13 protein-coding genes are annotated in these 14,391 nt (G+C 70.0%); 8 read left to right on the top strand and 5 right to left on the bottom strand.

Going from position 1 to position 14,391, the window contains the following annotated elements:
• Nucleotide 1 precedes the first annotated feature (1 nt).
• Nucleotides 2–1,993, top strand: a complete 1,992-nt coding sequence (locus tag B9O00_RS14305) for a hydantoinase B/oxoprolinase family protein (protein WP_085123359.1) — start codon at nt 2–4, stop codon at nt 1,991–1,993.
• 15 nt (nt 1,994–2,008) lie between these two features.
• On the opposite strand, the gene B9O00_RS14300 is transcribed toward B9O00_RS14305, so the two are convergent.
• From B9O00_RS14300 to B9O00_RS14285, 4 genes are all read right to left on the bottom strand, one after another.
• Nucleotides 2,009–2,977 carry a LysR family transcriptional regulator gene (locus B9O00_RS14300; protein WP_322111226.1) on the bottom strand — a complete coding sequence of 323 codons (969 nt, stop codon included), beginning with the start codon at nt 2,975–2,977 and terminating at the stop codon, nt 2,009–2,011.
• Between the two features lie 193 nt (nt 2,978–3,170).
• Nucleotides 3,171–3,383, bottom strand: a complete 213-nt coding sequence (locus B9O00_RS14295; RefSeq protein WP_085123357.1) for a hypothetical protein — start codon at nt 3,381–3,383, stop codon at nt 3,171–3,173.
• Between the two features lie 189 nt (nt 3,384–3,572).
• On the bottom strand, nt 3,573–4,850 hold the full coding sequence (locus B9O00_RS14290; protein ID WP_085123356.1) for an NAD(P)/FAD-dependent oxidoreductase: 1,278 nt from the start codon (nt 4,848–4,850) through the stop codon (nt 3,573–3,575).
• Between the two features lie 13 nt (nt 4,851–4,863).
• Nucleotides 4,864–5,529, bottom strand: a complete 666-nt coding sequence (locus B9O00_RS14285; RefSeq protein WP_085123355.1) for a haloacid dehalogenase type II — start codon at nt 5,527–5,529, stop codon at nt 4,864–4,866.
• A gap of 336 nt (nt 5,530–5,865) precedes the next feature.
• On the opposite strand from B9O00_RS14285, the gene B9O00_RS14280 reads away from it, so the two are divergent.
• The 7 genes from B9O00_RS14280 (at nt 5,866) to B9O00_RS14250 (ending at nt 13,816) form a co-directional block, all read left to right on the top strand.
• Nucleotides 5,866–6,711 (top strand): GNAT family N-acetyltransferase, encoded by an 846-nt coding sequence (locus B9O00_RS14280; protein WP_085123354.1) that lies wholly within the window; start codon nt 5,866–5,868, stop codon nt 6,709–6,711.
• A gap of 23 nt (nt 6,712–6,734) precedes the next feature.
• Nucleotides 6,735–7,652, top strand: coding sequence for a 2-hydroxyacid dehydrogenase (locus B9O00_RS14275; protein ID WP_085123353.1), 918 nt, complete (start codon nt 6,735–6,737; stop codon nt 7,650–7,652).
• 243 nt (nt 7,653–7,895) lie between these two features.
• A complete protein-coding gene (locus tag B9O00_RS14270; protein WP_322111227.1) occupies nt 7,896–8,702 on the top strand; it encodes an HAD-IA family hydrolase in 807 nt (268 codons plus the stop codon).
• Nucleotides 8,699–10,312, top strand: coding sequence for an ABC transporter substrate-binding protein (locus tag B9O00_RS14265; protein WP_085123352.1), 1,614 nt, complete (start codon nt 8,699–8,701; stop codon nt 10,310–10,312). Before B9O00_RS14270 ends, B9O00_RS14265 begins: the two co-directional genes overlap by 4 nt.
• 73 nt (nt 10,313–10,385) lie before the next feature.
• On the top strand, nt 10,386–11,339 hold the full coding sequence (locus B9O00_RS14260; protein WP_085123351.1) for an ABC transporter permease: 954 nt from the start codon (nt 10,386–10,388) through the stop codon (nt 11,337–11,339).
• A complete protein-coding gene (locus B9O00_RS14255; protein WP_089229839.1) occupies nt 11,339–12,181 on the top strand; it encodes an ABC transporter permease in 843 nt (280 codons plus the stop codon). Before B9O00_RS14260 ends, B9O00_RS14255 begins: the two co-directional genes overlap by 1 nt.
• The gene (locus B9O00_RS14250) at nt 12,182–13,816 is read left to right on the top strand and encodes an ABC transporter ATP-binding protein (RefSeq protein ID WP_085123350.1); all 1,635 of its coding nucleotides are present in this window, start codon (nt 12,182–12,184) and stop codon (nt 13,814–13,816) included.
• A gap of 7 nt (nt 13,817–13,823) precedes the next feature.
• Here the strand turns inward: B9O00_RS14250 and B9O00_RS14245 are convergent, their stop codons facing one another.
• Nucleotides 13,824–14,300: an Lrp/AsnC family transcriptional regulator gene (locus B9O00_RS14245; protein ID WP_085123349.1), complete on the bottom strand. Its 477-nt coding sequence runs from the start codon at nt 14,298–14,300 to the stop codon at nt 13,824–13,826.
• Nucleotides 14,301–14,391: the final 91 nt, after the last annotated feature.

Raw genomic sequence — 14,391 nt, 5'->3', positions numbered from 1 at the left:
CATGTCGCGACCGTCGAGCCCGAAGATCCAGGTCCTCGCCAACTTCTGCGCCGCTGCCGCCGAGAGCATGGGCTACACGCTGATGCGCGCCGCCCATTCGACCTTCGTGAAGGAGACCGAGGACTTCTCCTGCCAGGTGCTCTCGGCCGAGGGATTGACCGTCGCGTCGCCGACGACGCTCGGCGCCACCTGGTACACCGGGCTCGACTATTCCCGCGTCATCGGACGGTTCGACTACCGCGACGGCGACATCTGTGTCGTCTCGGACCCCTATTCCGGCTACGTCGCCACCCATGCGCCGGACCTGCACATGTGGCGGCCGGTGTTCCACGGGGGCGAGCTGGTCTGCTTCGTCGGCAACCACATCCACAACACCGACGTCGGCGGTGCGGTGCCCGCCTCCCTGTCGCGCACGCTGACCGAGGTCCATCAGGAGGGATTGCGCATTCCGCCGATGCGGCTGATGCGCGACGGCAGGCTCAACGAGGACCTGCTGGCGCTGATCGAGACGAACGTCCGGCTGCCCGAGCAGAATCACGGCGATCTGCTGGCGCAGATCGCCTGCACGGAAGTCGGCGTGCGCAAGGTCCAGGACATCGTCTCGCGGTTCGGCGTCGAAGGCTTCAGGGCGGGCCTGGGCGACCTGCTCGACTACGCCGAGCGGCAGGCACGGGCGATCATCGCCGAGCTGCCCGACGGCGAGTACTTCTTCGCCGACTACGCCGACGAGGACCAGACCGGCGGCTATCCGGTGCGCATCTGCGTGACCCTGCGGGTGAAGGGCGACGAGCTGGAGGTCGACTACACCGGATCGGATCCGCAGCTCGTCTCGTCGCTGAACATGCCGACGGGCGGCAATCCGCGCCATTCGCTGGCGATGGTCGGCGTGGTCTACGCGCTCTACTGCCTCGACCCCACGGTGATGCTGAACTTTGGGCTGGTGCGGCCGGTGCACGCGGTCCTGCCCGAGGGCAGTGTGGTCAACGCGGTGAAGCCGGCCGCGGTCGGCATGCGCAGCCTGCTCTCGAACCTCGCCCAGACGGCGGTGATCGGCGCCTTCGCCCAGATCGTGCCCGAGCGGATGCCGGCCTCGCCCGGCAATGGACTGACGATCCTCAACGTCCGCACCTCGACCCGGGACGGCCGCATGATCATGGCCTCGATCGGCCCGGTCGGCGGCGGTGCCGGCGGCGGCCCGGCGGCGGACGGTACGGAAGGCTGCGGCGCCAACATGTCCTTCCTCAAGAACACCCCGGTGGAGATCAACGAGGCGGAAGTGCCGGTCGACATCCTCCGCTACGGGCTCGTGCCGGACACGGGCGGGGCGGGGCGGTGGCGCGGCGGCTCCGCACTGGAGATGGAGTTCCGGCTCTCGGCACCGCAGTCCATGGTGACGGCGCGCAACCGCGACCGTTCCCGGTTCGGAGCGTGGGGGCTGGCGGGCGGCAAGGCGGGGGCCTGGTCCACCTTCACCCGCAATCCCGACGGGCCGGGGCCGGAGGAGCTGGGATCGATCGATATCGTCCCCTGTGAGCCGGGCGACGTGATCCGGCTGCGCGGCCCGGGCGGCGGCGGCTACGGCGATCCGCTGACCCGGCCCGTGCCGGAGGTGATCTCCGATCTCCGCCGCGGCTTCGTCACGCGGCCGCACGCCTACGAGCACTACGGCGTGGTGTTGGACGGAGCCGGCGAGCCGGATATCGCCGCGACCGAGGCACGCCGAGCGGAGATCGCGGCGGGCCGCACGGGCGAGGAGACGGGCCGCTGCACCTCGCGGCTGGCCTACGAGACGGTCTGGACGCGGGGGCGCTACGATGCCCTGACCCGCATCCTCGCCTCGATCCCGGTCAATTGGCGCTACTTCGTGAAGCACGCGATCTTCCGGGAGATCGGCGAGAGCCGGCCGCAGGATCCCGGCGACGTCTCGGCGGTCGTCGCGGCCTTCGAGGGGCTGCGCGCGCGGTTCCCGGAACTGCCCGAGGCCGCCCTCTGACGGTCGATCCGGGAGTCAGCTCCGCTCGCGCCGGCCCCGCTCGAGCGTCGCGCAGACCTCGCGGATACAGTCACGCATGATCTGGTGGCTGCCGGAGAGCTGCGTGTCCGACCGGGTCAGGATGGCGATGGGGACCGTCGTGTAAGGGCGCAGCGGCCGGCTGACGACCCCCGGGAACTGCTGCCAGGGCAGAAGTCCGTCGACGAGTGCCACCCCCAGGCCGTCGTGCACGAAGGGCATGGCCGTGATCGAGATGTCGATCTCGATCGCCGGGGCGTACTGGAAGTTCTCCGCCTCGGCGGCACCGGCCAGCAGACGGGCGGGCAGCGTGTCGGCCCGGTAGGAGATCATCGGCTCGTCGACCAGATCGGCGAAGCCGACGGACTTCAGTGCGGTCAGCCGATGACCTTCCGGCATGAGGCAAACCAGCTCGGCATGGCCGACGGTCTCGACGTCGATGTCGTGGTGCGGCAGGTTGTTCATCACCACGCCGAGGGAGACGTCGCCGTTCCTCAGCATGTCGATGATGTTCAGCATCGGCGCGATCAGCGAGCGCACGACGACGTCGGAATGTGCCTCCCGGAACGCGACCAGGGCCTTCGGGACGATCGTCATGCCCGGCGGTGCGGAGGCGGCGATGCGGACCAGGCCGGTGCGGCCGTGGCGCATGTCGACCGTGCGCCGTCGCAGCGCCCCGAGCTCGGAGAAGATGCGTTCCGCCTCCGGGTAGAGTTCTTCGGCCTCCTGCGTTGGGATCAAGCGGCCACGCACGCGGTTGAAGAGCTTGAAGCCGAGTTGGTCCTCGGCGTGCAGCAGGATCTGGCTCAGTGCCGGCTGCGAGATGTTGAGCATGGCCGCGGCGCTGGTCACCGTGCCGCACCGCATGAGCATGCAGAAGACTTCGAGTTGTCGAGCGCGCATCGGGGCTTCCGGTGGTGCGCGGCGTACGGGGTGGCGGTTCGTCACGGCCACGAGGTCTGCCACGATCCCGCCGGCATACCGCGCAGGACACAGCCGTGCAACGTCGAAGGACCACAAGGGGGTGGGAAGGACGAATCGCCGCCTCTCGGGCGGCGGCCGGTCCAGCCGTCATTCTCACCGCTCCCCAGCCGGCCGATCGCAGCGCCTCGGGTGGCGCCGCGACGGCTGTTCGCACGGCCGGGATGATCACGCAGGGTCAGTACACCTGTGCGGAGCGTCGGCACAGCTCGGCCTGGACGAGGCCCTTCAAGAGATCGATCTCGGTGCGCTTCACGCCGAGATAGCTCTCCAGAAGCTGTGGCGGAAACCAGCCGCAGACCGCCGCGTCAGCCTCCAGGGCCGCCAGCGCCTCGGCCAGGGAGCCGGGCAACCTCTCCAGGCCGAGGGCGGCGCGCTCGGCAACCGGCAAGGCTGGCCGGATCGGCCTCGACCAGCGGTGGGGCCGGCAGGCGGGCACGCAGGCCCTCGAGGCCGGCGCGGGCGAGGATGGTCTGTCCAAGACCGCGACAGGGGCAGGACCCGGGCCGCGAGGCCTGCCACGCCAACCGCCGTTCCAAGGGCGTGCCGATCGACCTGTGAGGCGATTGCGGCCGGCCGTTCAGCTCAGGCGATCCTTCATCCGGTACCAGGCGCCGACGAGCGGCAGGAACCAGGGCTTGCCGAAATGCCCGGGCACGACGGGCCAGGGCAGCCCCGCCCAGGGATTGCGGACGGCGCGCCGCGTCATCAGGTCCGCCATGACCTCGCCCATGTGGGTCGCGATCTGCGCGCCGTGACCGGAGTAGCCCATGGCGAAATGGAGCCCCTCGGCCTCGCCGGCGCGGGGCAGCCGGTCGCGGGTCATGTCGACGAGCCCGCCCCAGCAGTAGTCCACCTCGATCCCGGCCAGGGCGGGAAAGATCCGGGCCAGGCTGTCCTGCATGATCGCCCCGCTCCTGGCGTCCGAGCTCTGGTCGGAGCTCGCCGAGAAGCGTGCCCGCCCGCCGAAGATCAGGCGCCGGTCCGGCGACAGACGGAAGTAGTTGCCGACGTTGAGCGAGGTCACGCAGGTCCGGTCGCCCGGCAGCGTCGCGGCGACCTCGTCGTCGCCGAGCGGCCGGGTCGCCAGGACGAAGCTGCCCACCGGCACGATCCGGCGGCGGAAGTAGCCGAACTGCGGCGGCGTGTAGGCCCCGGTCGCCAGCAGCACCTGCTGCGCCAGCACGGGTCCTCTCGGCGTCCGCAGCTCCCAGCCGTCGCCGGCGGCGACGCGCGCGGTGACCGGCGTGCGCTCGTGGATTTCGGCACCGCGGCGCACCGCGGCCTCGGCGAGACCGGCGACGAAGCGGCCCATGTGCATCATGGCGCTCTTCGGCTGCAGCATGGCGCCGTGGAAGCGGTCGGAGCGGATCTCGCCCTGCAGCTCCGAGCGGGACAGCATCGCCGCCTCGGGGTCGACCGAGCGGCGGATGGCCTCGCAGTTGCGCGCGAGGCTCTCGTAGTGGCCGGGCTTGGAGGCGAGCTTGAGCTTGCCCGAGCGGCGGAAGTCGCAGGCGATGCCCTCCTCGGCGGCGATCCGCTCGATCGTCTCGATCCCGGCGTCGTAGGCGCGATAGATCTCGCAGGCCCTGTCCAGGCCGAAGGCCTCGACCGCGTGGAGGAAGCTGTGCGCCATGCCGTTGTTGAGATGGCCGCCGTTGCGGCCCGAGGCGCCGCAGCCGACGGTCACGGCCTCGAGCACGATGACGCGGCGGCCGGCCATCGCCAGCCGGCGCGCTGCGCCGAGCCCGGTGAAGCCCGCGCCGATCACCGCCGCGTCGTAGCGGCCCGACGGGGCCGTGCGGCTCGCCCCGGTGAAGCTCGGGGCGGTCTCGTGCCAGTAGGAGGCGAACTTCATCCCGGCGATTTCCCTAGAGGCCGAAGACGGCGGGAAGCCCCGAGATGTCCCTGATCTCCCTGTATTCGTAGAAGGGATTGGCGGGCTCGTGGCCGCGGTTCACCCAGACCTTGGACCTGATGCCCAGGTCATAGGCCGTCATCAGGTCGTAGCGGAAGGAGGAGGAGACGTGGGTGACCTCCTCCGGTCCGCAGCCGAGTGCGTCCAGCATGGCCTCGAAGCCCTTCATCCGCGGCTTGTAGCTGCCCACGTCCTCCGCCGTCAGCACCTTGAAGACGGGCGCGCCGAGCTTCGCCACGTTCGAGGCGATCTGGCTGTTCATGGCGTTGGAGAGGATGACCAGGGGGATCTCCTCCGCCACCCTGGCGAGGCCCGCCGGCACGTCAGGGTGCGGCCCCCAGCTCGGCACCTCCTCGTAGATCCGCCGGGCATCCTCGGGCCGGAACGCCACGCCGTTGTTCCTGCAGGCGCGCTCCAGCGCGTTGGCGACGACCTCGGCATAGGGCTTCCAGGCACCGAGCACCTCGTCGAGGCGGTAGGCGGCGAAGTGCCGGACGAGCTGCGCCATCCGGGCCTCGTCCAGGAGAGTGCCGTAGATGCGGCGGGTGGCGCCGGCCATGTCGAAGTCGGTCAGGGTGCCGTAGCAGTCGAAGGTCACGAACTTCGGGCGGAAGGTCATCGCGGGTCCCTGTCTGAGCGGGCGAGGTCTGTGCGGGCGGGGCGCCCGCGGCGGAAGGTCGTCGCCGCCATCCTAGTCCGCTCCGGCAGGTGGGCCCGGCCGGTTTGGTCGGCGGGCGAAGCACAAACGGCCGAATCTCGCGGGCTGAACGGCAGCATGTTCCGAGCGCCGCATCGCGGCCGCCGCGCCGGGGCGACGACGGCCGCGGCCCGCGGCAGATCCTGCTCCTGCCGGCCATGGGAACAGCGGAAGATACCGCCCGACGCCCGTGAAGCGCACAGCACCTGCGCCGCCGCTCCGTTACCCTGCCGGGACGACGGACAGGCGCAGGCGGCCATGCAGATCGACACCCTCACCTTCACCGACTTCGGCCCGCGGCACATCGAGGATGCCTTGCGCCTGTCGCGGGCGGCCGGCTGGCCGCACCGGGCGGAGGACTGGGCCCTGATCCTGCGCCTGTCGCACGGCGTGGTCGCGGTGCGGGACGGGCGGATCGTCGCCACCGCCATGGCGACGCCCTTCGGCCCGGTCGGCACCCTGAACATGATCATCGTCGACGAGGCGCTACGCGGCCGGGGCCTCGGACGGCGCATCATGGAAGAGGCGATGGCGCGCGCGGCGCCGGAAGAGTGGCGCCTGGTGGCGACCCGGGACGGGCTGCCGCTGTACGAGAAGATGGGCTTTGCCGCCTGTGGCGAGGTGCAGCAGCTTCAGGGCGTGCCCGCGCGGGCCGAGCCGCTGTCCGCCCCCGGCGCGTCCGGCCTCGACTGGGCCACGGCGTCGGACGCGGACGCTCTCGCCGAGCTCGACCGCGCGGCGACCGGCATGGACCGCGCCGCGCTGATCGCCGCCCTCCTGGAGGTCGGACGCGTGCTCGCCCTTCGCGAGAGCGGGCGGATCGTCGCCTTCGCCGCCCTCCGCCGGTTCGGCAGGGGCGAGGTCGCCGGCCCGGTGGTCGCCCGCGACGCGGCGGAAGCGAAAACGCTGCTGTCCCGTCTCGCCACCCGGTGTGACGGCGGCTTCCTGCGCGTCGACACGACGGCCGATACCGGGCTCGCCCCTTGGCTCGCCGGCCTCGGGCTGGCGCCGGCCGGCGGCGGCATCGCGATGCGCCGCGGCGGGCCCGTTCCGGCCTCGGCGTCTCATCGCCGCTTCGCCCTGGCCTCCCAGGCCCTCGGCTGAGCTCGACCCGGAAAGCCCACCCGATGGCCGTGCTCTACCTCTCATCGGATTCCCGGCGCGGCGAGATCTTCGCGGAATCCTTCGCCAGGGCCCTGCCGGACCTGCCCTTCCACATCGGCAGCGCGCCCGATCCGGCAGCGGTGGAATTTCTCGTCGCCTGGACCGCTCCGGCGGACCTGGGGCAGGCCTACCCGAACCTGCGGGTGATCTTCTCGGTCGGAGCCGGCGTCGACCAGCTCGACCTCGCGACCGTGCCGCCGCAGGTGCTCGTGGTGCGCATGCTGGAGCCGGGCATCCCGCAGCAGATGCGGGAGTTCGTCGCTCTCGCCACCCTGGCCCTGCACCGCGATCTGCCGCTCTACATCAGCCGGCAGCGCCAGGCCCTGTGGCAACCCGGCGAGAGCCGCCCGGCGGCCGAGCGGCGCGTGGGTGTCATGGGCCTCGGCCAGCTCGGACAGGCCGTGCTGGACGCGCTGGCCCCTTTCGGCTTCCAGCTCGGCGGCTGGAGCCGCAGTCTCCGCTCCCTGCCGGGCGTCGAGAGCTTCACCGAGCTTCCGGCCTTCCTGTCCCGGACGGACATCCTGATCTGCCTGCTGCCCCTGACCCCGGAGACCAGGGGCATCCTGGATGCCGGGCTCTTCGCCGGCCTGCCGCCGGGAGCGGGCCTGGTCCACGTCGGACGCGGCGGGCATCTCGATCAGCAGGCGCTCCTTGCGGCGCTGGACTCGGGACGGCTGTCGGCCGCCTGGCTGGACGTCACCGACCCGGAGCCGCTGCCGCGCGAGCACCCGCTCTGGGCCCACCCTCGCGTCGTGATCACGCCGCACGTCGCCACCCGGGTCGGCGCCGCGGAAGGCGCCGCCCACGTCATCGCCGGCATTCGCGCCTACCGGGCAGGCCGGTCGATCCCGGGCCTGGTCGATCGGGCACGCGGATACTGAGCCCCCCGCAACCCGATGCCGTCAGCCGAATCAAATCAGCACTTTCTGCTGCGCGGAGGACGTATTCGGCATCCAAGAACCGCGCGAGGGACGCACAGTAAATAGAGGGCGCCAGGATCAGGCTGCCAAGTTCTCGGGTCAAGGCGGCGCCAGACCGTCCCATGACGAAGGCAGAAAATGCCGCCCAAGGACCGGCCCTCGCCGGCCCGAATCGAAGGTGACGGACAGGGGGCTCATTGCACGATGGCAAAGCCACTCGCCTCGTTCCGCTACATGACTTTCGACGTCGTGGGCACGCTCATCGATTTCGAGGCCGGGCTGGTCGCGGCCCTCGAGGCGGTCGCCGGCGACCAGGACGTCCGCCTGGACGGCGAGGAGGCGCTCGCGCTCTACCGCGCGGCCCGCTACCACCCCGAGGCGCTGCGCTTCCCCGACGATCTCGAACGGGTCTACGGGGTCATCGCGCCGCAGCTGGGCCTGGCTGCCGATCCCCTGTCGGCTGCCCGGCTGCGCGCCTCCGTCTCCGACTGGAAGCCCTTTGCCGACAGCGTCGCGGCCCTGGCGGAGCTGAGACGGAGCCATCGCCTGATCGCGATGACGAACGCCCGGCGCTGGGCCTTCGAGCTGTTCGACGCCGCCCTCGGCCGCCCGTTCCACGCCGCCTTCACGGTCGACGACACCGGCACCGAGAAGCCCGATCCGGCCTTCTTCCGGACGGTCTTCGCTTTCGTCGAGAGCGAGGGCGGGCAGGCCGGCGACATCCTGCACGTGGCGCAGAGCCAGTACCACGACATCGGCGTCTCGCGCCGGCTGGGCATGACGAACTGCTGGATCGAACGCCGGCACGACCGCCCCGGCTACGGCGGCACCATCGAGCCCGCCGAGCGGACCCGGCCCGATTCCACTTCACCTCGCTGGCCGCGCTCGCCCGGGCCTGCGAGGACGCGGCCGCCTGACGTCGCCGCCCCGACGTCGCCGCAGGCCGCCGCACGACCCCGCGGGCGACAAGAACAACACGAACAAGAACCAACCAACGAGGACCGAACATGACGAACAGGGACATCACCAACTGGACCCTCGCCGACGACGCGATGGTCGCGAACGCGCTGCGCCGCGGCGCCACCCGACGTGACATCTTCCGCCTGCTGCTGGCCGGCGGCGTGGGCCTCGCCGCCGGCGGCACGATCCTCGCCCGGGCGACGAGCGCCCTGGCCGAGACGCCGGTCAGGGGCGGCCACATGAGGGCGGCGGGCTGGTCGTCCTCGACCTCCGACACGCTGGACCCGGCCAAGGCCTCGCTGTCGACCGACTACGTGCGCTGCTGCGCGCTGTACAACCGCCTGACCTTCCTCGACGAGGCCGGCAAGGTGCAGATGGAGCTGGCAGAGGCGATCGAGAGCGACGACGCCAAGGTCTGGACGGTCAAGCTGAAGTCCGGCGTCACCTTCCACGACGGCAAGACGCTGAGCGCGGACGACGTCGCCTTCTCGCTGCGGCGCCACCTCGACAAGGCCGTCGGCTCGAAGGTCAACTCCATCGCCAAGCAGATGGTCGGGATCAAGGCGACGGGCCCGCTGACGGTGCAGGTCACGCTGCAGGCGGCCAACGCCGACCTGCCGACCATCCTCGCGATGCACCACTTCATGATCGTCGCCGACGGCACCACCGACTTCAGCGCCGGCAACGGCACCGGCGCCTTCAAGCTCGAGAGCTTCGAGCCGGGCGTGAAGTCGAACATGCTGCGCTACGAGAACTACTTCAAACCCGGCGGCGCGCATCTCGACAGCTTCGAGTACTTCGCCATCCCCGACGAGACGGCGCGCGTGAACGCCCTGCTGTCCGGCGACATCCATCTCGCCGCCTCGATCAAGCCGCAGTCCATGCGCCTCGTCGAGAGCCAGTCGGGCGTCGACCTGGTGAAGTCGACCTCCGGCAACTACACCGACCTGAACATGCGCCTCGACATGTCCCCCGGCGACAAGGCCGGCTTCATCGAAGGCGTGAAGTGCCTGCTGAACCGGGAGCTGATCAAGAAGTCGATCATGCGCGGCCTGGCGGAGGTCGCCAACGACCAGCCGATCCCGCCGATGAACGCCTATCACAACGCGGAGCTGGCGCCGCGCGCCTACGATCCCGAGAAGGCCAGGTCCCTGTTCAAGAAGGCCGGGCTGCTGGGCCAGGCGATCCCGGTGGTGGCCTCGGAAGCGGCCAGCGCCTCGGTCGAGATGGCGACCGTGCTGCAGCAGGCCGGATCCGAGATCGGCATGAAGTTCGAGATCCAGCGCGAGCCCTCGGACGGCTACTGGTCGAACTACTGGCTCAAGGCGCCGGTCCATTTCGGCAACATCAACCCGCGGCCGACGCCGGACATTCTCTTCTCCCTGCTCTACGACTCGACCGCTCCCTGGAACGAGAGCCACTACAAGTCGAGCAAGTTCGACTCCATGCTGGCCGAGGCCCGCGGCGAGCTCGACTTCGCCAAGCGCAAGGCGATCTACGACGAGATGCAGGTCATGGTCTCCAACGAGGCCGGCACCGCCATCCCGGTCTTCCTGTCGAACGTCGACGCCAAGACGACCAGGCTGCACGGCCTGAAGCCGAATCCGCTGGGCGGCCAGATGGGCTATGCCATGGCTGAGTACGTCTGGCTGGACGCCTGACGTTGCGCGCACGCCGGGGCCGGAGGCAGCCGCTGTCGCCGGCCCCCGTTTCTCTTGCTGAGACTCGCCGGGGATGACGGGGCAGATCACACTGTTGGTTCTGGGCCGGCTGGGCGTGGCGCTGATCACGCTCGTGATCGTCTCCTTCGTGGTGTTCGGCGCGACCGAGATGCTGCCCGGCGACGTCGCGCAGATTCTGCTCGGGCAGGCGGCGACGCCGGAGGCCGTGGCCGGGCTGCGCGAGGCGATGCATCTCAACGAGCCGGCGCTGCTGCGCTACGCGCACTGGCTATTCGGCCTTGCCCAGGGGCACCTGGGCACCTCCTACGCGAACCACATGCCGATCGCCGGGCTGATCGGCGGGCGGCTGATGAACACCCTGCAGCTGGCCGCCGTGACCACGGTCATCGCCGTGCCCACCGCCCTGTTCCTCGGCATCACCGCGGCCATGTACCAGGGCACGCTCTACGACCGGGTGGTGACCACGACCATCGTCGCGGTCATCTCCGTGCCCGAGTTCATGATCGCCACCATGGCGGTCCTGGTCTTCGCGGTCTGGCTGAAGTGGCTGCCGGCGCTGTCCTTCGCCAACGACGTGGCCAGCTTCGGCGAGTTGCTGAGGATCTTCGCCATGCCGGTCATCACGCTCTGCTGCGTGATCTCGGCCCAGATGATCCGGATGACCCGCGCGGCCGTGATCGATGCGCTGAAGATGCCCTACGTCGAGATGGCGCTGCTGAAGGGCGCCTCCCGCTCCCGCATCGTGCTGCACCACGCGCTGCCCAACGCGATCGGCCCGATCGTCAACGCCATGGCGCTGTCGCTCTCCTATCTCCTCGGCGGCGTGATCATCGTCGAGACGATCTTCAACTATCCGGGCATCGCCAAGCTGATGGTCGACGCCGTCGCGACGCGCGACCTGCCGCTGATCCAGACCTGTGCCATGATCTTCTGCTTCGGCTATCTGACGCTGATCACGGCAGCGGACATCATCGCCATCCTGTCCAACCCGAGGCTTCGACGGTAGTGCTGTCGCACCCGCCCCTTCGCCGCCGCAGCGGCTTCCAGGTCAACGCCGTCGGCCTGGCGGCCGGGGCGATCGTGCTGTTCTGGGCCATCGTCGCCCTGGTCGGCCCGGACCTCGCCCCCCATCCGCCGGGCGAGATCGTCGACTTCGACTTCTACGGCCCGGTCTCCGCCCGTCTCTGGATGGGATCGGACTACCTGGGACGCGACATCTTCTCGCGCATCCTGATGGGCGCCCGCTACACCGTGGGCATCTCGCTGGCGGCCGTCTGCATCGCCTGCTTCTCCGGCATCGTGCTGGGCATGACCGCGGCGGTGATCGGCGGCTGGTTCGACACCCTGCTGAGCCGCTTTCTGGACGCGCTGAGCTCGATCCCCTCGAAGCTCTTCGGCCTGGTCGTCGTCGCCGCGGTCGGCTCGTCCATCCCGGTCCTCGTCCTGGTGCTCGCCGTGATCTACACCCCCGGCTCCTACCGCTTCGCCCGGGCCCTGGCGGTCAACAGCAACACCATGGACTACGTCGCGGTCGCCCGTGCCCGGGGCGAGGGCACCGGCTACCTGATCACCCAGGAGATCCTGCCCAACATCGCCGGCCCCGTGCTGGCCGACCTCGGCCTGCGCTTCGTCTTCATCGTCCTGCTGCTGTCCGGCCTGTCGTTCCTCGGCCTCGGCGTCCAGCCGCCCTACGCCGACTGGGGCTCCCTGGTCCGGGAGAACCTCGGCGGCCTGCCTTTCGCCGCCCCCGCCGTCATCTTTCCCTGCCTGGCCATCGCGAGCCTGACGATCAGCGTCAACCTGCTGATCGACAATCTGCCGGTCAGAATCCGCGACCGGAGCGACTAGATGCCCCTCGTCGACGTGCGCGATCTGAAGGTGGAGGCCAGGACCGACGCGGGGCGCCGCATCGAGATCATCAGGGGCGTGAGCTTCACCGTTGCCGAAGGCGAGATCACGGCGCTCATCGGCGAAAGCGGCTCGGGCAAGACCACCATCGCCCTGACCCTGATGGGCCATGCCCGCAGCGGCTGCACGATCACCGGCGGCACGGTCGAGCTCGCCGGGCGCGATCTCGTCGCCATGCCGGAAAGCGGCCGCCAGCAGCTGCGCGGCACCGAGGTGGCCTACATTCCCCAGAGCGCCGCCGCCGCCTTCAATCCGGCCCAGCGCCTGATCGACCAGGTCGTCGAGGTCGCGCGGATCCATCGCCTCATGCCGATGGCGGCCGCCCGCGCCAAGGCGGTGGAGCTGTTCCGCGCCCTGGCCCTGCCGGAGCCGGAGACGATCGGCAACCGCTACCCGCATCAGGTGTCCGGCGGGCAGCTGCAGCGCCTGGCGGCAGCCATGGCGCTGATCGGCGGGCCCCGGCTGGTGATCTTCGACGAGCCGACCACGGCGCTGGACGTCACGACCCAGATCGAGGTGCTGCGCGCCTTCAAGACCGTGATGAAGCAGGGCAGCATGGGCGGCGTCTACGTCTCCCACGACCTCGCCGTGGTCGCGCAGATCGCCGACCGGATCGTCGTGTTGAAGGGGGGAGAGGTTCAGGAGGAGGGGCCGACCGAGGCCATTCTCCATTGCGCCCGCCATCCCTACACCAGGGAGCTCCTGGCTGCCTTCGAGCCGCTTCGCTCAGACGCCCCGGCCGGCGCTGCGAACCGCCCGCCCCGCCCGGTGGTGGAGGTGAAGGACCTTGTCGCGGGCTACGGCCCGCTCGGCAAGGACGGCCTGCCGTTCAGCGTCGCACTCAGGAAGGTGAGCTGCCGGCTCGAGCGCGGCCGCAACCTCGGGGTCGTGGGAGAGAGCGGCTCCGGCAAGTCGACGCTGGCCCGGGTGATCGCCGGCCTGCTGCCGCCGGCCTCCGGCCGCGTGCAGCTGGACGGCCGCGAGCTGGCCGCCAGCGCGCGCGGCCGCAGCAAGGACGAGCTGCGCCGGATGCAGATCGTCTTCCAGCTCGCCGACACCGCGCTCAATCCGGCGCGCTCCGTCGCCGACATCGTCGGCCGGCCGCTGACCTTCTACCACGGCCGGAAGGGGCGCGCCCGCGAGGCGCGGGTCGACGAGCTGCTCGACATGGTGCGGCTGCCGCGCGCGCTGAGGCACCGGCTGCCGGGCGAGTTGTCCGGCGGGCAGAAGCAGCGCGTGAATCTGGCCCGCGCCCTGGCGGCGGAGCCCGCCGTCGTCCTCTGCGACGAGATCACCTCCGCCCTCGACAGCGTGGTCGCGGCGGCGGTGATCGAGCTGCTGAAGGAGCTGCAGCGCGAGCTCGACCTGTCCTACATCTTCATCAGCCACGACCTCTCGACCGTGCAGGCGATCTGCGACGAGGTCATGGTCATGTACAAGGGAGAGGTCGTCGAGAACCTGACGGCCGACCAGCTCCCGGACGGGGCGCGGCACGCCTATTCGAAGCTGCTCTTCGCCTCGGTGCCCAAGCTCGACACCGGCTGGCTCGACAGCGTGCCGGCGACCGTCGCCTGAGCCGCCGTCACATCGGGAAGAGCGTTCTCAGAGGCAGGTGCGCCTTGACGAAGGGCGACTTCATCACGACGAAGCTGAAGTACTTGTCGATGCCGATGTCCATGTCCGTCAGCCGTTCCAAGAGCGCCTGATAGTCGCCGATGCTGCCGGTGACGAACTTCAGGAGGTAGTCGTACCCACCCGAGATGAGGTGGCACTCGACGATCTCCTCCACCTTCTCGGCCGCGCGCTGGAAGTGCTCGAAGTCCATCTTGCGGTGGTTCTTCAGCGTGACTTCGGTGAAGACCGTGATGGAAGGGCCCAGCTTGGCGATGTCGATCTGCGCGGCATAGCCGGTGATGTATCCGGCCTTCTGCAGCTTCTTCACGCGCGCCAGGCAGGGGCTGGGCGACAGGTGCACGAGATCGGCGAGCTCCACGTTGGTGATCCGGCCGTTCTTCTGCAGCTCGTGCAGAATCCGAATGTCGATCCGGTCCAGCTTCATGACCCCCGCATCCTCTGCCGCACGAAAAACGTATAATATGCCGACGCTAGTATCTTCCATGATCTCCCGCAAAAATCATGCTTGTTGCGCG

The organism is Tistlia consotensis USBA 355 (assembly GCF_900177295.1).
GTDB lineage: Bacteria > Pseudomonadota > Alphaproteobacteria > Kiloniellales > DSM-21159 > Tistlia > Tistlia consotensis.
This window is presented reverse-complemented; position numbering and strand designations above follow the sequence as displayed.

Coding starts and splice junctions, on each gene's coding strand:
- B9O00_RS14305 (WP_085123359.1), top strand. CDS start 2: ATGTCGCGACCGTCGAGCCCGAAGATCCAGGTCCTCGCCAACTTCTGC.
- B9O00_RS14280 (WP_085123354.1), top strand. CDS start 5,866: ATGCAGATCGACACCCTCACCTTCACCGACTTCGGCCCGCGGCACATC.
- B9O00_RS14265 (WP_085123352.1), top strand. CDS start 8,699: ATGACGAACAGGGACATCACCAACTGGACCCTCGCCGACGACGCGATG.
- B9O00_RS14285 (WP_085123355.1), bottom strand. CDS start 5,529: ATGACCTTCCGCCCGAAGTTCGTGACCTTCGACTGCTACGGCACCCTG.
- B9O00_RS14245 (WP_085123349.1), bottom strand. CDS start 14,300: ATGAAGCTGGACCGGATCGACATTCGGATTCTGCACGAGCTGCAGAAG.
- B9O00_RS14250 (WP_085123350.1), top strand. CDS start 12,182: ATGCCCCTCGTCGACGTGCGCGATCTGAAGGTGGAGGCCAGGACCGAC.
- B9O00_RS14260 (WP_085123351.1), top strand. CDS start 10,386: ATGACGGGGCAGATCACACTGTTGGTTCTGGGCCGGCTGGGCGTGGCG.
- B9O00_RS14290 (WP_085123356.1), bottom strand. CDS start 4,850: ATGAAGTTCGCCTCCTACTGGCACGAGACCGCCCCGAGCTTCACCGGG.
- B9O00_RS14275 (WP_085123353.1), top strand. CDS start 6,735: ATGGCCGTGCTCTACCTCTCATCGGATTCCCGGCGCGGCGAGATCTTC.
- B9O00_RS14270 (WP_322111227.1), top strand. CDS start 7,896: ATGGCAAAGCCACTCGCCTCGTTCCGCTACATGACTTTCGACGTCGTG.